Below are 17,975 nucleotides of genomic sequence, written 5' to 3' on the forward strand. Positions count from 1 at the left end.
TCCTGCCTGATGCCGCTGGGCAGGCCCTTCGATGGTTTTGTCGAGCAGACCAAGCGCGTGTCGCCAACCTGCCTCATCGCCTTCGACCGCAACCGCTATTCCGTTCCGGCATCCTTCGCGAACCGGCCGGTCAGCCTCCGGGTCTATCCGGATCGCCTGGTCATTGCTGCCGAAGGCCAGATCGTGTGCGAACATGCCCGGCTCATCGACCGCTCCCATCACAAGCCGGGACGCACAATCTATGACTGGCGGCATTATCTGGCGGTGGTCCAACGCAAGCCCGGCGCTTTGCGTAATGGTGCCCCCTTCCTCGAGATGCCCGAAGCCTTCCGGCAATTACAGGGCCATCTCCTTAAGCGCCCAGGTGGCGACAGGGAGATGGTCGAGATCCTGTCTCTCGTTCTGCATCACGACGAGCAGGCCGTCTTGCATGCAGTCGAGTTGGCTCTGGAAGCAGGCGTCGCCACCAAGACCCACGTTCTCAACGTGCTGCATCGCCTTATTGACGGCAAGGCGCCGCCGGCAGCGCCGATTGATGCGCCTCAGGCCTTGCGCCTGACGCAGGAGCCCAGGGCCAATGTCGATCGCTACGATACACTCAGGGAGATTCGCCATGCGTCATGACCCTGCCAGCGCCGCGGTCGTTGTCATGCTGCGCGGCCTCAAGATGTTTGGCATGGCCCAGGCCGCCGGCGACCTGATCGAACAGGGCGCGCCGGCCTTCGACGCTTCCGTGCCAATGCTGTCGCAGCTGCTGAAGGCCGAGATGGCCGAGCGGGAGGTCAGGTCCATATCTTATCAGATCAAGGCGGCCCGCTTCCCAGCTTACAAAGACCTGGCAGGCTACGACTTTGCCGCCAGCGAGATCAACGAGCCACTCGTGCGCCAACTCCACCAGGGCGACTTCATGGAAAACGCCGACAACGTCGTGTTGATTGGCGGACCCGGTACCGGCAAAAGCCATATCGCCACTGCCCTGGGCGTCCAGGCCGTCGAGCATCACCGCAAGAAGGTCCGCTTCTTCTCCACGGTCGATCTGGTCAACGCGCTTGAGCAGGAGAAGACGGCGAACCGTTCCGGCCAACTGGCCGAACGTTTGCTGCGTCTCGACCTCCTCATCCTCGATGAGCTGGGCTATCTGCCCTTCAGCCCATCAGGAGGGGCCATGCTCTTCCATCTACTCAGCAAGCTGTACGAGCGCACCAGCGTCGTCATTACTACCAACCTGAGCTTCAGCGAATGGTCCGGCGTGTTCGGCGACGCCAAGATGACCACCGCGTTACTCGATCGCCTCACCCATCACTGCCACATCCTGGAAACCGGGAACGACAGCTTCCGCTTCCGCGCCAGCACCGCTGCGCCCAAGGCCAGAAAGGAGAAGCCAGCATCTTGAACCTGCCCGTCAACGGCAGCACATAACTAATACCCACCCGGGTCAATTCTCGACGGTAATCCCGGGTCACATCTCAGTGGCAATCAACAGCCGGGGTGACGTTGCAGATCGTGAGGGACTGGGTGCTGCGGTTCAACGAAGCCGGCCCCGAAGGGCTGGCAACACGCAAGGCGCCGGGCCCGGCCTCAATCCTGAACGACGAGCAGCGAGCCCGTCTGGCGCAGCAGGTTGAGGCTGGACCGATCCCTGCGGCTCATGGTGTGGTGCGCGGGCGGCTTGTCGTGGATCTGGGACGAGTTCGGCTTGTCGGTCACGCGCTTCACGTTGGGGCGGGAGTTGCGGGCGATGGGCTATCGCAAGCTCACCGCTCGGCCCCGCCATCATGGCCAGAAGTCCGATGATATCGCCGATTTTAAAAAACATTCGCAGCCCGCCTGGCGAAAATCAGAAGGGCCTTTCCCAGAGGCACGCCGATAGAGCTTTGGTGGCAAGACGAGGCTCGGATCGGCCAGCAGACCAAGTTCACGCGTTGATGGGCAAGGCGGGAAACCCGGCGATCTGCGCCCAAGGACCAGCGCCGGGCTTCCGCCTGGATCTTTGGCGCGATCTGTCCTGCCGAGGGCAAGGGTGCCGGCATCGTCATGCCCCGTTGCAACAGCGAGGCCATGAGCATGCATCTCGAAGAGATCGCTTTTCACGTTGCGCCGGGAGCTCATGCCGTTCTGCTGCTCGATCAAGCCGGATGGCATGGCTCAGCGGAACTGGTCGTGCCCGACAACATCATCCTGTTGCTGCTCCCGCCCAGATGTCCCGAGTTGAATCCCGTCGAAAACGTCTGGCAGTTTATGCGTGACAACTGGCTGTCGAACCGCATCTTCTCATCCTACGACGACATCATCGATCACTGCTGCTTCGCCTGGAACAAGCTCGTCGATCTGCCTTGGCGCATCATGTCCATCGGTCTGCGCCAATGGGCGCATGGGTTCTGATCAATGCACAGTGGTATTAATCCACCGGACAGGGCGTTGGCGGTCGTTCGAGGCCGTCGAATACGCCAGGCTGGAATGGGACGATTGGTTTAACAACCGGCGGCTCTTGGAGCCCATCGGGAACATCCCGCCGGTCGAATCCGAGCAACGATATTACGATATGCTGGACGATATCCCAGTGGCAGCTTAATTTAACTAAAATGGCCTCCGGCAGTCCCGGGGCGGTTCAGATCCCGCGACGACGACGAACGACCCTGTCGCTAGATGACTACCGGCAAACTCGGGCGCGATGCCCGGGCCGCGTATGTCGTTGGACGAATATTTGTGCGGTAGTAGATCGGCCCGCAGACAGATCGCGAAGCCATCCGCGCTAAATTAGCGAAGATGTACCACCGACATCGCTTCGCGGCGCCAGTCGTCGCATTGTAACGCCAGTTCCTCCTCCACCGCAGACCAGTCGAACGCAGCAACCTTCGCGGCTTCTGAACCCGGGTCTTCATAGGCATCTGGAGAAGGGCAGGGCCCAGCGTTGAACACCACACAGGTCATGTCAGGGTAGCCACGCGGCGCGGTAAAAAAGCGCAAGGTCTCGAGACGGCGGCCAAGGTCACGCGGTTTCTCGCGGTAGATCGGATGCTCAGGTTCGGGGCAGCGTTCGCGCACCGATAGCACTACGTCTGCATAAGTGATGCTGCCCTTGCGGCGTACCACGTCCATCAAAACCGGATAGATTGCTCGTGCTAGGGTCTCGTCATCACGGGTGACGCGGCGTTGGCGCGGGATGGGTCCAAGGGGCAAAGTCGGCTCCGTTTAGTTTAATTACTGCCCGAACAGCTTGAGCATGAGCGCTGGCTGTTGATTGGCGATGGAGAGCCCCTGAAGCGCAAGCTGTTCGCGAATGCGCAGGGCTTCTGACTTGGCTGCTTCAGCGGATAGATCCGCATCCACAAGATTACCTAGTGCCTGGGTCGTCACGTCGCCCTGTTTCGATCCATTTTCCTGACGCATGTCCAGCCCGCGCGAATGAGCGCCGAAATAGGTCAGCGCGGCAAGTACCTTGCGGCTTGCTTCGTGAACCTTGGCCACAATGCCTTCCGGATTTTCCCAATCGAGCGGATCGAGATCCAGCGTACGCGCCGTGAGATCGCGCGACATGATCCTCTCGCTGCCGCCGCGGGTATCGGTGATGAAGTCATAGGCAACATTGGAGAAGGCTACCCGGTGCAAGCCATTGACCGACTTTGCGGTGTCTGCGGCAAAAGGCGAACCGATTTCGCGCATCGATACAGCGCCGATCGCCCAGGCACTGGCGGTATCGTGCTGCGCCCCATTGACGGTGATGGACAGGGGGCCCTTGACGGGGTCATAATCAAAACTCAACAAGTTGAGGCCGCTCCTTGGCAGGCCTTCCCCGACCGGTGCGCCCTGCGAAACAGCGGGCTGTCCAGTGGCTGCCAGGCGGACCCCGTCCTGCCAAATCTCCATAGTATCTGGCAATTCGTAAGCATCGAAGCTCAAGTCGATGCGAGCGGCTTGGCCGCCCGGATCGAGACTGAACTGCGCGCGCACGCCTTCCGGCAACGCGCTCTCGCCCAGCGGATCGTGCCGGGCAAAAGCCACCTCTTCCGGATCGGCGCTGTCCACCGGCGGATCGAACGGCGCATGGGTCTCGTAGACTATGGCGCTAGTCCAATGCTCGCTGGGCTTTGGAATGGCTTGCGCCGGATCTTGCAACTGCAGGCCTTCGATCGCGAGCCCTTTGTTGCCCTGAGGCACTCGGATCTGGATATCACGGCCGTTTGCGGGATCATAGTCGAAGCTAAGGATGAACGGTCCGTCCTGAGAAAGAGCAGGAGCTACCGCATTGCCGTCTGCGGCGTAGGCCTGGCCAGAGGCCGCAACGCGGACGCCATTCTGCCATATCTCCACTTCGCCGCTGCCGCTCGATCCCTCGAACAACGTCGAACCGGTGTCGATGAGCAGGTTAACCCGGCCGGGCGTATCTCCTGCCGCCACCGAATAGGAGCGCGCCGCATTATCGGTGACCGGCAAGTACCCTGGGTCATTCGCGCTGTATGAACCAATGAGATCGTTAAAGGTCTGCGGTGTGAGCGGCGAGGCCGGCAGCGACAGCCGGCGGGTGCCGTTCAGGATCGTCTCCAGGGTATCGGGCGGCATTGCCCCTGCCTGTTGGCTTGACCTCAGACTCGCCAGCAGTGGCCCCGGATTGACGCTGGAGGCGGGCAGACTGTAGCGCGTTTGCGTCACGGTCTCTGTGAAAGCCTTGCCCTTGAGGAGATTGGTGCCGGAAAACGCGGAGGAATCGACGATGCCGCCGATCTGCTCGATAAGCGCCTGCATGTCCTTGCGGATAGCTCGCGTTGACGCCCGATCGTTCGCGGCATCCTGCAGCATCAGGGATTTTTCCTGAAGACGGTTCACTAGGTCGCTGATGGTTTCGGCGCCGGAAATGGCGATGTCGGTGGTTGACTTCCAACGATCCAGCGTGTCCCCGACGGACTGCTGCATGAGGATATGGCCGCGTAGGTTCTGGGCTCTGATGTACTTCGCGCTGTCGTCCTTGGTACTCGCAACCTCGAGACCAGTGGCGATACGCTTCTGCCGTGTCGCCATGTCCGATCGAACGGAGCTCAGAACCTGAAGGGCGGCGGCTGCGCGTACGTTGGTGGGGATCGATGACATCTGAACCGCTGCTCCTCACTTTGCGCTTCATCTGCCCGCGATGGACCGGCGAAGGTCCGAAGACTTCCGCCGGTCAGTCAGCCCTACCCGTCAGGAACGGGCAAAGGCCTTCGGGTCGCGGGCAGAACATGTCTTTCGCCGGCTCGTCGGTCGATCCGGGAAATTCCCGGTATTTGCAGTTTCCTGTCAGGTTTCTTCACCCCGGCTCAAGGCGACGAGTTGGGCCAGGCCATTGGTCTTGGTTTTGGCAACGATGGCAGCGCGGTGATCTTCCACGGTGCGGGCTGAGATGGCGAGGTGTTCGGCAATCTCCTTGTTCGAATGGCCGCGAACGAGCAGATTGAACACTTCGCGTTCGCGGCGGGTGAACGATGCGGTGGCAGCCGCGATGCGCCGTTCCCGTTTCGACCATGCGAGCCCTTCTGAGACCGCGGCGATCAGGCGCGGCTCGTCGATGGGCTTTTCCAGGTAATCCAGCCCGCCGTGACGCCTCACCGCGTCGACGGCGTGCGCGGTGGTCGGCCATGCCGTCATGAACACAAGCGCCACTGCCGGATCGCGAACGCGTAGCACATCGGCGAAGGCGAAGCCGTCCATCTCTCCCATCTGGATGTCGCTGATCACGCAACCCAAAGCGCGGTCAGGCAGCATCGCGAGTATATCCTGGGGCGCGACGAAAGCGCGGGCGGCCACGCCGTTGCGCGTCAACAGCCGCGCGACAGTCGCGGCGAGATCGGCGTCATCGTCAAGCACTGCGACGAGGAGGTCAGACATGCAATCGATCATATGGTGGCTCCGGCCAGCAAGGGCAGGGTTAGGGCAAAGCGTATGCAGGCTGTCTCATCCTCGCGAACGAGCGTGCCGCCGTGCGCCTCGATGATGGTTCTGGCGATGACAAGCCCGACGCCCATGCCTGCGCTTGCGGATGCGACGGTGACGGGATTGGCGACCTCGATGCGCGCTTCGCCGCGCACAGCGTAGGCACGTACGGATACTGTTTCGCCGGGGCTGGCTGCGAACGCGTTACGCAGCAGGTTGACCAAGGCCTGTGTCAGTTCGATTTCCTGCGCCTGGACCACAAGGTCCGGGGCTACGGCTGCGCATTCCAGTCGGCCGCTGCTTCCCCGCACTTCGGCGGCAACGATTTGGCAGGCAGTTTGCATCAGCATCGCGACCGGAAGCGGCGAGGGCTCGTCCACATCCCTTCCACCAAAGCGGCGCAGGCGGCGGACCAGGTCGGACAATGCACGAGCCTTGCGGTCCACCAGCGCCGCGCTGTCAGCTATCTCGGGGTCAAGGTCCTGCGTGACGCTGCGTAAGTGTCCCGCCTCAATGGCGAGGGTGGACAGCGGCTGGCTGATCTCGTGGATGACGGCGACGGACATGGCGCGCAGCGTTTTGAGGCGCTCGGCCTGGAACAGCAGCCGGTTACGTTTGTCGATCGCGGCTCGGGAAGTTTTTTGCGCGTCGGAAAAGCTGCCAGCAAGCCAGGTCACGAGAACCACGGCCGCAATGCCCAGATGCAGTTCGAGGCGGGCTGCGTCATCGAGCGGGCCAGCGGAGTAAGGCAGGAAAACGAGGACTTGCGCCAGGATTGCGAGCCAAGCAGCAATGCGTCCATGGCGCAGGCCGATCCATGCTCCCGCCAGCAGTCCGGGCGCGGGCTGGGCGCCCAGCCCAGCCCGCCACAGCGCTATCGTCAGCAACAGGCAGCCACCGATGACTGTCGCATCCTCCAGGACTGGTCGCAGCGGCGGCATCGCGATGCGCATCCGGCGCGGCGCACCGGCCACTGCGGCGAGCCAGAGTAGCAACGGCGCCAAAACGAGGATGCCCAGCAGGTCACCGACCGCAAGCCCGGTCAGCGAGATCGCTATGTCCACGCCAATGCGATAGCGCCCGGCGTCAGAGGGAAGGAGGGCTTCGAACGGTACGACCATGAGGGCGTTGAGCGCCGGCGCCGCGACGGCGGCGAGGCCCAAGGTCATGGGGGGAAGCGCCAGCGTATCGGTGTGCTCGCGTGCGATATGGCGCACGGCGGCGATAGCGATCCCATATGTTATGCCGGGGCGCATGATGCCGGTCATAGCCTGGAGCGTATCCGGCGCTCCCAGATGGATGACACCTGTCGCAATGTCGGCGCAGAGTTCAGCGACTATGAGCCAAGGCGTTATACGGGGCCCGCAATTCCACAGCATGGCAAAGCGCAGGCCCGCCGGAGGATACCATAGGGAAAAGAACCCGGCCCCGCCCCACGGGCTGGCGGTCCAGTGCAGAAAAGCGAAGGAGAAGGCATAAGCGACGAGGAGCGGCACTTCGCGCTTCTTCGGCGCAGCGCCGGGCAGGAGCGAGCCAGTTCGGGGCGGAGTAGCGCGTGATATCATCGCAATGGCATGTGGCAAATGTTGCGCCATCGCGAAACCCGGAGGTTCTACGGCCGCGTATATAAAGAGGTGACCCAGCTCAGCGGCTCCTTCGCCCGGTCATTTGTTCATGAATGACATGCTGCGGCTCCCCTGTCGCATGGAGTTGAACCGCTGAACGCCGCGCTATCTCGGCCGGATCTAGCGACGGCTGTGCTTCAGAGATGCATGCCTTGATGGATGTTTCGTTCCCATTCAAGGCGATGAACGAAGGGCCGGAACCGGGCACCTGGTTTTGGCTCGGAAACGTCCATTTTCAGGGCGGACCGTGCCCGCAAATGCAAGGCTGACTTGGCTGGACGATCTCGACTGGGTGGTCGCTGGTAGCGAGAGCGGGAAGGGCGCTCGGCCTATGCTCGACCTATGCATCCGGACTGGGCGTGGAACCTTCGTGACCAGCGCGCAGAGACCGCTGTGCCGTACTTTTTCAAGCAGTGGAAGACATGGAAGCCGTTCGTGAGCGATGGTGCTGCCAAGCTCTATATCGACGCGAGTGGGCGTTATTCGGGCGAGAATCTCTATGACTTTCCCGACGGGCAGCAGCTTGCGGCTACCGGAAAAATCAGCCGGGCGGATGCTCTACGAAATAGAGCGCAACAGGATGCCGGAGGTACGATGGTGAACCCGGCAGTTGAAAGCCATACGGAAGGAAGCCGGCTTCATGCAAGCAAAGCTGGCCTAGGCGATCGACGTCATTCGCGAGTGCCTACTAATGTTGGAGAGGGGTCTCGCCCATATCCAGCGACGTACCGAACTCGCAATCCGCTACGTGATCCAGCAGCGCTAATCCGACTGAGCTTTCGCGAAAGGCATTTCTTCAGCTGGACCCAGCTTCTCTGCGCCGGAAAATATGCCATCCAGACGCTGGCATACCTCTTTTCTGAAGTCCGCTCGCAGCATGGGCCGCGGTGCCGTCAGGGCGATCTCGTCGGCGATTGAGTCCTTGATCCTGCCGACTGCCTCCTCGCCGATTACGCCGGCGGCTTGCAATTCCTTGCAGAGTTGCACGAGTCCTGTCGCTGTTGCCTGAGCGCGCAGGCCCACGTTCTTTAGATCATGGTGCAGCTTTTGCTGTTCTGCTCCGACCGTCATCTTGCTCTCCTTTCATTGCTGATAGAAGGCTAACGCATGAGGCGCGGGTATTGTTACCCTATTTCCTTTCTCTTTGGGCCATTTGCTTAGCGATTTTGCCCTCTCGGTTGAAGGGAAAAGGCTCGGTGCGGAGAGAAAGCGAATCATGGAAACCATCAAGCATTTGCGCCACGAAACCGAAGATGACGCGGCCGAGGCTATAAGGAGACCAGGGCAAAACGGGGGCTATGCGGCAGATTTCATATCGGGATACCAACGCTGGAAGCAACGCCGCAAATCGCCATTGAGGGTCTGGGTTCGGGTCTGGAGAAGCAGGTGGGCACCGACCTTGGTCCAACGCATTTGCTGCTTCTTGACCATGCGGCGTGACAGGACCTTATTGACAGCCGATCCCGTGAAACCGGAAGAGATGCGCTCACCGTTGCCCACTTGTCGCCATAATTGGTGATGAAATCGGCATTCCTACGGATATAGACGCTGAATTCGCCAAGTGCCTTCTCGAGCTTGGCGGTGGCTTCCTTATTGTCGGCGAGTTCAAGATCCCAGGTGAGCAGGTCGGCCGCTTCCGCACCGTCGACATGATTGCCATGCCATAACAGCCATTTGATCCGAGCCAGGTCGCGGTCGATGCGATCGGCGAGATCGGTTGTATCAATGCTGACAATCGATTTGGCCATCTGCCGCATGACGGTGATCCGCATGGTGATATGGAACCAATCGAGCCAGTGCTCAGCCTCGCCATGCAGGTGCAGCTGAAGATTGCGCACGGTATCGCCGCCATCGGAAACAAAGTGAATGCTCTGCCCTCTGGCAAGGCCTTGTGCATCAAGCACAGCGCCCAACCGTCGTCGTGGTCTTGTCTCGAGCGATTGAACCATGGCGAAGCATTTGGCATCGCCTTTGTCGGGAACGCTTTTGCCGACCATCACCTCGAACCAGCCCGCCTTGCGGTTGCTGCCCTCGCGTGCATGGACATAGCCCCCGTCCAAGCCGACCGTCATAGGCGCGCGCGGCCGGTCCTTGCCGTCTGGCATAGATGACTGGGTGTTGATCATGCCAATCTCGTCACCAAGGTCGGCTTCGAGGCAATTCGCCACCCGATGCAGTTGTCGCCGGACCGACCGCGGCGATAATCGATGCTCAAGCGGCAGAATATCCGCGAGCAGATCGCATGTCAGGCCATAGGACATGAGCGAGGCCCATTTGGTCTGGAGATAGACCAGCTCAGGCGTTCACCGTTCGGGAAACAGGGCGGCGATCGGGCTGAAACTGGATCGCTTCGCGCACGCACATCGGCAGTGGTAAAGGCGCTGCGATAGGTCGTCATCGACGATGAAACGGGGCAACAGATCCTGGAGATCGAGCTGCGTGGGAAGGGCGGGGTAAGCAGGTGGACAAGGCCCGGGCCAATGTGACTGCGGCCGAAAAGGCGACGCTGACACTTGCTACTCGCCAGGCCAATCAGAAGATCCCGCGTGAGGCGCTGGTGCTGGGCTGGCGGGCGAGTGGACCCCCGCTCTGGCAGGCACTGAGAACTGTGCAGCAAAGGATGGCCCGCGCGGATTGGGGGAGACGGGCAGGGCGGAAGTTGCCGCCGCACTGGCCGTTGCAGCTGCGGCGCGTATTTGTCGAAGCGCCAGGCGGTGTTCGGTGCCACAGTCCCGGAAGCGCGCGCGCGAGCACGCTGGCGGCAACGCGAGCGCAGCGGAGTGCCGCTAGCTGGCCCGTTCGCAGGCGCCGATCCGCGAGGGTGACTACGCGGCGATCATCCGCGAACGCCCGGACCCGGTGGTGGCGATGCGCCAGTGCGAGGACAAGGCAGGTTCCGCCTGCGAGATCGTCTGGCACGGCTGCTTCTGAGCCTGAGCGGGGCTGCCATTACGCCTGGGCATCTTCGATGCGCGCGCTTTGGCCCAGTTCGAGCCCCAGCCTTCTACCGCGCTCGAAGATGGTGAGGAACAGTTGCATGTTCCTGGCCTCGACATCCGTCCTGACCTCGAGTTGGGGGGCAGACTTTGCCCTGTCCCAGAAACGCTCGGTAACCGGCCCGTCCTTGCAGATATCCAGCGCCAGGCCGTGAAGTGCGCCATGCAGGTTGCTGGTCGAAGGGGCCGCATTGTCTGCACCTTGCTCCTGCATCATTGCAAGCCAGCCGATGTATTCGGACTGGAGGTCGGAGGCGGTTTCGAAGTGCAGCACGGCGGGCAAATCCTCGCGGCGATCCGAGAGGCGCTGCATCAGGCCGTCGAGAAGCCCGACGCCGAAGCCCGTCATGTCGAACTGCGATGGAGGGGCGCGGCCAATCAGGCCATCGTTCACCGCGCAGTTCATCGCAGTATGATCGGTAAAGCCAGAGTAGCCTGTCGGCGCGCCGGGGTAATATGGCAGGTCCCTGCGGGCATGCACGTCCAGTTCGAGTAGGCCGGACTGCTTGGGCGCGGCTGGCGCTTCCGCACCGTGCCCGCCAGACGTACCGCGCTTCCGGCGCCGTCCACCGACCCAGGACGCGGCGGCAATGACCCAAAGGACGAGCGCGACGAGCGCCAGCGGAATTGTCAGGAAGAACAGCCAACCCATCATGAAGCCGGTGTAGAGTAGGTTGCTGATGTCTGTGCCCAAGACGATGCATTGCTGGGCTGATGCCTCATTGACCCGGCACCCCAGCGCTGCGGTGGTTGCCGCACTGGCAAGGGCCGCCAGGATCGGGCCAAAGCCGATGACCGTCAGTACTGATGCGGCTGTGACGAGTATGCGAACACGGCGTCGTAGCCTGTCTTCTGCCAAGAGGGGTTTTTCAAGCATGAAGGCATCGTTGCGCGATAATTAATCGCTGTCAAATTATTTATTGAACATTGGGTATTTAATAATGGGCCGGCGGCGCTCAACTGGACCTTCAGCCGCACCAGGCGCGCGTAATGCGGTTGCTTGCCGGATCCGTTTCGATCGTCACGCGGTTGGGCTGATGATCCTCGGTCACGGCTTCGCCCGGTTTGGTTTGACGGATAACCTGGGCGCCCGTGGCGATCCGCGCCGCACCGTCAGAGATGGGCGTCGTGCCGACAAGATATTTGGTTGCATTGTCGCTGCAAAGAGTTTGCAGGGGATGAGCGATCGGCAGGAAATATTCGCTGCAGTCGGCGGGCACTGCAAGATAGCGGGCAGGGCGCTGCGTTTCGTACCGGCCGGTCAGCGCTTCGTAGCGGATTGGTCGCTGTATGCTGCAGATGGTGTCGGGCCTTTCGTCCATCTGAGCTGTATTCTGCGGCTCTTCTGGCAGGGTGTCGTCGTCCATCAGCATGGCCGGGCGCACCGCGGCCTTGCTTTCGAAAATCAGCGTTGGCCATCCCCCCTGCTGGTCGGTGTCGAGGCGCAGGAAGCCTTCATAAGTCCGCCGCCCATCACATCGGCCGTTCAGCATCTGCTTCTGCTGCTCTGACCGGCAGAGGGGGATCACCCGTTTCGCGGCGATGGGCAGGCTGACCAGCGCATTCACCCGCGCCTGATCCGTGCCAGGGTTATCGACGCGAAACAGGTGCAGCCGGTCTTCGCTGGCAACGCCGGTGCCGTATTTCACGCTGGCCCGCACCACGACACCGATCAGATAGGCATGGTGGTTTTCGGGTGTCACCGCGTTGAAGGCAACGTACATGGGCCATGGATGGACGGTGGCGCTGGCCGGCAATGGCAAGGGGACCGGGAGGTCGCGGCTCTGATGGCCACCTTGCGTGAAGTGCAGCGCCACTTCGGCTTCTCCGTGCCGCACGGAATAGAGGATGTCAGTACCGGGAATGCCGAACACGCCTGAAGGCTGCTTGTCTGGCAGGTCTTCCCCTTCGGTCAGATAGGCAAGCAGATGTCCGGCAAGGTCTTTCTGCGCGAAGCTGTTCGGCCCCGCGCTGGCCGGACCGGACAAAGTCAGGGCCAGAGCAAAGGCGGCGCAGGACAGGGCGGATCGCAACGACAACTCTACGCCTCGGCAAAGACGGGAAATCATTACGGCTCTCCATTGAGGCAGGATGACATCCGCGCCACGATAGGTTTCCATTTCGCGGCCTGAGCCTTGGGATAAGTAAGCCGGAAGCTGGCGAAGCGGATCGTGTCGACTGTCGCCCGCTGATAGAAGATCTGGTTGCCGATCGTGCCCGACACGGCCAGCCAGCTATCTTTCGCCACTTTATAGGTGACCTTCGCGCCATCGCTCTTCAGGTATTTCACTTGCTGGGCCAGCGCCTGCGCCGTCGCCGGTTGAACGAGGCCAGCGCCAAACGCCGACAGGAATGCGCCCTTGCCTGCCATGCGGGCGGTTGCTGAAATCATGCTGAGGTCCTTTCAATTCAGGGGGTCGGGCTGCCTGTCCTACTGGTCCAGATAATCCTGCTGCAACGAGGCCAGCGCAGCGTTGCGCGCGAGATAATGGGTGATCAGGCAATCCTCCCCGGCGAGGCCTACGGCGGTCCCATAAAAGCCGGATACATTGTCGACCAGGTCACAATCAGCGCTCATGAAGGCTTCCCACGCCTTCTGCGAGGCGCTCAGCGCCCGCGCGGCCTTTGCATAATCGGTGCCATCCGGCCCCTTGATGCTCAACGTGGCTTCGATCTTCTTCAGCAGGACACCCTGCCGGGCGACAAGCGCTTCGCGATGCTCAACATAGCAGCGGGCGTCGGCCAGGGTGGTGCCGCCGCGCGCGTTGATGCACCATGTCAGCCAGCCGGCATCATATGTTGCCGGTTGCTTGGATGGCGTTGCGGCAAGCGGGGCTGGAAGGATCGACGCGGCCAGCAGCATGGCCGCTGACGATAGAGGGAGCGCGTTCATGTCGCGGGTCGCAGTGCTGGGAACGGTATCATCACGGTCATGATTGCAACCTTTCTAAATTGCTGTTCTGAAGGGGTAACGGGAAAATATACAGCGCACAATTAAAAATTGATCATTGGTCACTATTTTTCACTGAGGGCTTGACGGCCGTTATTGAACGATGATCATAAAGCCGCCGAGGGATGGAAGGAACATTGATGATCGGGATCTTGTCGAGAACGGCCATCAGGCCGAAGATAGGCGGCGCGGCGCTGGCCTTGCTGTCGGCGACTGCGGCGCAGGGTAGCGGTCGTCTGCCACCCTTGCCGATCCCGTCGCAGAAGTTTGCGGACCTTGCCGCCTGTCGCGCCTATCTGGACCAGACCTATCGCGACGATCTTGCCAAGGCCGACCCGGAACCGGTTCCGATCGACGGCGGTACGCGGCAGACCCTGATCGAAAGCGAAGGGCCTGTCGGCACAGATACCGGCCATGTCGATTATGCCATCACGGAAGGATGGCAGATCCGCCATCCCGAACCCGACAAGGGCTATGTCCAAATATCCTATTCCTATCGCACGACAACCATGGCCTGCGACGGCGGCGTCCTGACCGGCACCTATGCCCAGGGCTATAATTCGCCCAGCTATGAGCATTCCACCGCGCCCGGCAATGAACGGTCCGAAGTAAAGCCCTGAAGGGAAATTTCGATCATGAACCACCAGCGTCCTGCCTGGCCCGTCCTCATCCTCGTCCTGGCGGCTTGCGCCTGCTCGTCCGACAAGAGGGATGTATCTGCCGATCATTCCGATGCCCCTGCCGCTGAGGTTGCCAACGCTGACGCGATGCCGCAGCCCAAAGGCGAGGAAAGCCTCCCGACGTCTGACCCTGCGCCGGACCCTGCTAGCGCACCGGACGAAGTGTCGCCGGCGCCTGACCTTGCCCGCTATGTCGGCAAGAATCCCTTCGACAAGGTCGACGGCGTGGCGTTCCTGGACCACCCCACTGTGCAATCGACGGTGAAGGCTGCGGTAAATGATGCCGCCATCCGCAAGTGGGTGCTCGCCGCCGGTGCCAATCCATGGCAGCCGATCTGGCGACATGGCGATGATCTGGTCACGGCCGGATGCCAGCAACACGGGTGTGAGCAGCGTTCATGGACGATCGTCATCACCCCTGCCACGAAAAGCGCGAAGGTCTGCTTCGAAAAGGATGGCGTAAGCCGCTGGTATTCGGCCGGACGTATTGAACCTTATGACAACTCGTGCCCATTCGATGAGGCCGACCTTGGTGATTGACGCACGATGCCTGTCGCCTGCCGCTGTGTTGTCAGGCTTGCTGCTGTTGTCGGCGGTGCCTGCGGCTGGTGCGCCGCGCGTCGAAATGCTTGCCGGGACCATGCAATGCGATTTCATGGCATGGGCATCGTTTGGCGCGAAGGCGCCCGTCGCGGTTAGGGCCGAACCGGCGCCTGACGCAAAGCTGCTGGGCTATCTGCCGGTGTGGTCCCCGGCGCACGAGGAACGCCCCAATGTCGAATTCGATGTCGTCGCGGCCCGTGCCGGCTGGCTGAAGATTGATCCTGTTGCCGATCCTGTCGAATTGGATGCTGATGGTAGGCCGCTTCCATTGCGGTCTGTCCCCCAGGGGGCAGGCTGGATTGCGGCGGAGGCAGCGCAGGTCGGTATCCAATCGGCAATCGGCTATGCCGGGCCGGATGCGGACAGCGCCGTCATCGTCGATCTGGGCGATGAATGGCTGACCGACATGGGAACGCTTGAAGCGATCCGGGGATGTGCAGGGCCGTGGCTGCTGATCGAATATAAGCTCGTTCGCAGCCGTAGCGCCACAGGCGCGCTTCTCGACCTGCCTGTAAAGACGCAGAAAAAGGGAGCGGCATGGTTCCGGGGAATATGCAGCAATCAGGTCACGGCATGCGACCAGCGATCGGTGGACCAGCGGAAATGAGGCGGTCTGGCGATGCCATCCGCACTGCGCTGGGAGGATGCGCGTTGCTGGTTGCGGCGGCGCAGCCTGCCGTGGTCCAGGCGGCTGGCCAGCCCGTCATCGTCACAACGCCTGCACAGACCGGTTCTGCCGGGAACCAGCCGCCGCGCGACCCGAACCAGATAGAGGGCATCAGGATAGAGGATAACGATGCCCTCATCACCGGCCCCATCAACCAGCGGCGCGTCTATATCCCGCTGGACAAGCCGGTCATGCCCGCTGGTTTCAGGACTGCGTGGGTTGCCAAGCTGGACAGTTGCGCTGCGGCGCGGGTGGCGCTCAGCCACCCTGCGGCGACACTGCCGGCCGACACGCTGCTGATTACCGATACGCAGATGATCGCGAGAAAAACCTGGAGCATTCTGCAGGTCTACGTCCCGCTGCCGGAGAGCTTCACGATGGCCATGCTCGATTCAGGGCGGCCGCTGGTGCTGCCTGCGTCAAAATATCGCGGCGCGGGCAAAGTGCTGGTCATCTATGCCGAATCCGACGGCCACCGCGGCTACATGGAACTGACCCAACTCGACAAGGGTGCAAAACTGGACATGTCTAACAATCGCTCCCGAGAAACCGGGCTGCGATGCGACAAGTGAAGGGATGATCCCATAAAACCGATTGTGCACGCCGCCATTTCTGCGTTGCTTGTGCTGGCGTCCGCACCGGCCCATGCCGCGCTGCCACCTTATTGGCAATGAGTCAGAGAGATCGAGGGCATCATCAACCACAGGGCCGTGGCGGATGCCCTGCGGGGCAATATGATTGACCGGATCGAGACTGTGGCAGTCGATCGCCTTCGGGTAAGTGCAGGCCCCTGCCATGCCGACGTGCACCTGAAGTCGCTTCCGCGAAAGAACCCCGTGCCACGCCTTTTCAAGGTAGTCCTGACTGACCAGGGCTGCACCGCTGCGGCAACGCCGGCGCCATGAAGAGCGCCGCCAGCCGCCTCGGAGCCCAAGAGATGAAGTCATGCACGTGATCGCACTTTTTCTTGCCGCCGCCGATCTGACTGAGGCCGCCGTCTTTATCCGCCAGCAACGGGTCGCGTTGCTTCGAACGATCAAGGCGCAAAGTCCGCAAGGTGTACGGGGCGGCCGGGAAAACGGATTGACCGAGGTCTTGCTGGATTTTCGTGATGAGGGTCAGGCGAAGCTGCTCTGGATCACCCCAGTTATGGGATCGCGCAGCGCCGTGAGGGCGGTTCGAAAGAAGACGCGAGTGATCAGCCGGTGCAGGGGGCTATCGCTGGCAGGTCAGGAATAGAGTGGAATGCGGGGCCGCCGGAATGTCGCCTTATCGGGTGAGAACCCGAGCTGATCGTCATTGTCAGGCGCACCGAACAGATATTCGCGTTGCCCGAGCGGGGGGAAATGCCACCATTCCCACAACCTTGTCGCGAGGCGGTCACCCCGGGTTGCGCGAGTAGGGCGAGCAGCATAGGGGCGACCAGCAAGAGGATCGCGGCAAAACGGAAACCGAGGTTCAACCTGTTCCTCCTAACATCGATTCATCGGCGATGCTGGTCAGCTGCCAGCGGGTGCCGACCGGGCGGAACAGATAGTGGATCTGATATCCTATGTCCTGCTTGGCCAGCATGACTTCGACCACGCCGCCGACCTTGGGCGTATTGCATGGCCAGCCCGTCGCGGGGCGGCATGGCGCGTGGCGGCATGACCGGGAACGACAGCTTCGCTTTGGCGACCTTGGTGAAGGCCATGCGCGGTTTCGGTTCGGCGGCGGGATCTATTCGCCCCGATTCTTTTGCCGGGGCAGCAACGACTGGGCGCCATCGGTAGCGCGACCAATCCTGCCCACATGTCGGTCTCTCCATTCGAATGGTAGCCATTTTCTGCCCAAACCATTGATTCTGGCCAAAGGCGCACCTTTTAATTGATCGACGATCAATTAAAATTCGACGCTGTACATTTTGAGGCAGTGCGGTATGGTGAACGTCTATGGGCCGCAGATCAGATCACAGCCGAAAAGAGCTGGAACACATGCTCATCGTCGAGGGCCACAAGCATATGGCGGACGTCGGATTCGCGCGGTTTTCGGCAAGGGAAGTCGCCAAGCGGATCGGGTATTCGATCGGTACGCTGTACAATGTGTTCGGCACTTACGATCAGCTTATCATTGCCATCAACACGCGCACTTTCGTGCTATGGACGGATTACATCCGCGAGGCGCTGAGCAAGAGCGGAGACGACCGTATCCGTGCTCTGGTGGAGGGGTATTTCGGCTTCGCCCGTGGCAATCGCAATGCGTGGATGGCGATCTATGATCACCACCTGCCGCCCGACGTGACAATGCCGCCCGAGCACGATCTGCTGCGCGGGCAGCTGACCGATGTCGTAGTGGAGGAAGTACGCGCCGTGCTCTCGCCCGAATGCCAGGTGGAGGCGCCGCGCTTGGCTCGCTCGCTGGTTGCCACGGTGCACGGCCATTGCATGTTTGACATCAATGGTTCGTTCGCGCTGATGGGTGAAAAGGAACCGATGGCCATGGCGCTCGCCCGCGTGCGCGAAAGCCTGACGGCGACACGCGGAAGCTGTTGAGAGGCTGAGTGGACGGCAG

19 protein-coding genes and 4 pseudogenes are annotated in these 17,975 nt (G+C 61.5%); 11 read left to right on the forward strand and 12 right to left on the reverse strand.

Going from position 1 to position 17,975, the window contains the following annotated elements:
* From V474_RS18965 to V474_RS25090, 4 genes and pseudogenes are all read left to right on the forward strand, one after another.
* Positions 1-624 (forward strand): Mu transposase domain-containing protein (locus V474_RS18965; RefSeq protein ID WP_407938354.1); only part of this gene is annotated, 624 nt, incomplete at its 5' end.
* On the forward strand, positions 614-1,393 hold the full coding sequence (gene istB / locus V474_RS18970; RefSeq protein WP_059151300.1) for an IS21-like element helper ATPase IstB: 780 nt from the start codon (positions 614-616) through the stop codon (positions 1,391-1,393). The genes V474_RS18965 and istB, both read left to right, overlap by 11 nt.
* A 71-nt stretch (positions 1,394-1,464) precedes the next feature.
* Positions 1,465-2,382 (forward strand): annotated as a pseudogene (locus tag V474_RS26665) (IS630 family transposase); the annotation flags it as partial.
* Between the two features lie 16 nt (positions 2,383-2,398).
* Positions 2,399-2,572 (forward strand): annotated as a pseudogene (locus tag V474_RS25090) (IS3 family transposase); the annotation flags it as partial.
* 185 nt (positions 2,573-2,757) lie between these two features.
* On the opposite strand, the gene V474_RS18980 reads toward V474_RS25090, so the two are convergent.
* From V474_RS18980 to V474_RS18995, 4 genes are all read right to left on the reverse strand, one after another.
* The gene (locus tag V474_RS18980) at positions 2,758-3,180 is read right to left on the reverse strand and encodes a hypothetical protein (RefSeq protein ID WP_148649466.1); all 423 of its coding nucleotides are present in this window, start codon (positions 3,178-3,180) and stop codon (positions 2,758-2,760) included.
* Between the two features lie 21 nt (positions 3,181-3,201).
* The gene (locus tag V474_RS18985; RefSeq protein WP_059152988.1) at positions 3,202-5,085 is read right to left on the reverse strand and encodes a flagellin N-terminal helical domain-containing protein; all 1,884 of its coding nucleotides are present in this window, start codon (positions 5,083-5,085) and stop codon (positions 3,202-3,204) included.
* Positions 5,086-5,271: 186 nt separating this feature from the next.
* Entirely contained in the window at positions 5,272-5,859 is a 588-nt protein-coding gene (locus tag V474_RS18990) for a response regulator transcription factor (protein ID WP_059153258.1), read from the reverse strand.
* An 8-nt stretch (positions 5,860-5,867) separates the two neighbouring features.
* Entirely contained in the window at positions 5,868-7,469 is a 1,602-nt protein-coding gene (locus tag V474_RS18995; RefSeq protein WP_236711334.1) for a sensor histidine kinase, read from the reverse strand.
* Between the two features lie 402 nt (positions 7,470-7,871).
* Here V474_RS18995 and V474_RS26985 point away from each other — a divergent pair.
* A pseudogene (locus tag V474_RS26985) lies at positions 7,872-7,970 on the forward strand (DUF5131 family protein); the annotation flags it as partial.
* 321 nt (positions 7,971-8,291) lie between these two features.
* Here V474_RS26985 and V474_RS19000 read toward each other — a convergent pair.
* The 7 genes and pseudogenes from V474_RS19000 to V474_RS19025 all read right to left on the reverse strand — a co-directional run bounded on the left by V474_RS19000 (position 8,292) and on the right by V474_RS19025 (position 13,418).
* A complete protein-coding gene (locus V474_RS19000) occupies positions 8,292-8,600 on the reverse strand; it encodes a hypothetical protein (RefSeq protein ID WP_059152989.1) in 309 nt (102 codons plus the stop codon).
* 225 nt (positions 8,601-8,825) lie between these two features.
* Positions 8,826-9,085, reverse strand: a pseudogene (locus tag V474_RS27020) (ISKra4 family transposase); the annotation flags it as partial.
* A 1,269-nt stretch (positions 9,086-10,354) separates the two neighbouring features.
* Positions 10,355-10,492, reverse strand: coding sequence for a hypothetical protein (locus V474_RS26290; RefSeq protein WP_169795097.1), 138 nt, complete (start codon positions 10,490-10,492; stop codon positions 10,355-10,357).
* Positions 10,479-11,402, reverse strand: a complete 924-nt coding sequence (locus V474_RS26415) for a hypothetical protein (RefSeq protein ID WP_201786068.1) — start codon at positions 11,400-11,402, stop codon at positions 10,479-10,481. Before V474_RS26415 ends, V474_RS26290 begins: the two co-directional genes overlap by 14 nt.
* Before the next feature lie 91 nt (positions 11,403-11,493).
* Positions 11,494-12,645: an I78 family peptidase inhibitor gene (locus V474_RS19015; RefSeq protein ID WP_148649468.1), complete on the reverse strand. Its 1,152-nt coding sequence runs from the start codon at positions 12,643-12,645 to the stop codon at positions 11,494-11,496.
* Complete coding sequence (locus V474_RS19020) at positions 12,594-12,896, reverse strand: hypothetical protein (protein ID WP_148649469.1); 303 nt, start codon at positions 12,894-12,896, stop codon at positions 12,594-12,596. The genes V474_RS19015 and V474_RS19020 overlap by 52 nt, the downstream gene beginning before the upstream one ends.
* Positions 12,897-12,956: 60 nt before the next feature.
* Positions 12,957-13,418 carry a lysozyme inhibitor LprI family protein gene (locus tag V474_RS19025; protein WP_082699879.1) on the reverse strand — a complete coding sequence of 154 codons (462 nt, stop codon included), beginning with the start codon at positions 13,416-13,418 and terminating at the stop codon, positions 12,957-12,959.
* A 197-nt stretch (positions 13,419-13,615) separates the two neighbouring features.
* Here V474_RS19025 and V474_RS19030 point away from each other — a divergent pair, with 197 nt between their 5' ends.
* The 5 genes from V474_RS19030 (at position 13,616) to V474_RS19050 (ending at position 16,664) form a co-directional block, all read left to right on the forward strand.
* Positions 13,616-14,095 carry a hypothetical protein gene (locus V474_RS19030; RefSeq protein WP_059152995.1) on the forward strand — a complete coding sequence of 160 codons (480 nt, stop codon included), beginning with the start codon at positions 13,616-13,618 and terminating at the stop codon, positions 14,093-14,095.
* A gap of 15 nt (positions 14,096-14,110) precedes the next feature.
* The gene (locus V474_RS19035) at positions 14,111-14,695 is read left to right on the forward strand and encodes a hypothetical protein (protein ID WP_059152996.1); all 585 of its coding nucleotides are present in this window, start codon (positions 14,111-14,113) and stop codon (positions 14,693-14,695) included.
* Positions 14,688-15,365 (forward strand): hypothetical protein, encoded by a 678-nt coding sequence (locus V474_RS19040; protein ID WP_201786069.1) that lies wholly within the window; start codon positions 14,688-14,690, stop codon positions 15,363-15,365. Before V474_RS19035 ends, V474_RS19040 begins: the two co-directional genes overlap by 8 nt.
* Positions 15,362-15,997: a hypothetical protein gene (locus tag V474_RS19045; RefSeq protein WP_059152997.1), complete on the forward strand. Its 636-nt coding sequence runs from the start codon at positions 15,362-15,364 to the stop codon at positions 15,995-15,997. Before V474_RS19040 ends, V474_RS19045 begins: the two co-directional genes overlap by 4 nt.
* Positions 15,998-16,370: 373 nt before the next feature.
* Positions 16,371-16,664 (forward strand): hypothetical protein, encoded by a 294-nt coding sequence (locus tag V474_RS19050; protein WP_059152998.1) that lies wholly within the window; start codon positions 16,371-16,373, stop codon positions 16,662-16,664.
* 219 nt (positions 16,665-16,883) lie between these two features.
* Here the strand turns inward: V474_RS19050 and V474_RS26855 are convergent, their stop codons facing one another.
* Entirely contained in the window at positions 16,884-17,009 is a 126-nt protein-coding gene (locus V474_RS26855) for a hypothetical protein (RefSeq protein ID WP_269085151.1), read from the reverse strand.
* A 416-nt stretch (positions 17,010-17,425) separates the two neighbouring features.
* Here V474_RS26855 and V474_RS19055 point away from each other — a divergent pair, with 416 nt between their 5' ends.
* Positions 17,426-17,956 carry a TetR/AcrR family transcriptional regulator gene (locus V474_RS19055; RefSeq protein ID WP_236711335.1) on the forward strand — a complete coding sequence of 177 codons (531 nt, stop codon included), beginning with the start codon at positions 17,426-17,428 and terminating at the stop codon, positions 17,954-17,956.
* Positions 17,957-17,975: the final 19 nt, after the last annotated feature.

This window comes from Novosphingobium barchaimii LL02 (assembly GCF_001046635.1).
GTDB classification, from domain to species: domain Bacteria; phylum Pseudomonadota; class Alphaproteobacteria; order Sphingomonadales; family Sphingomonadaceae; genus Novosphingobium; species Novosphingobium barchaimii.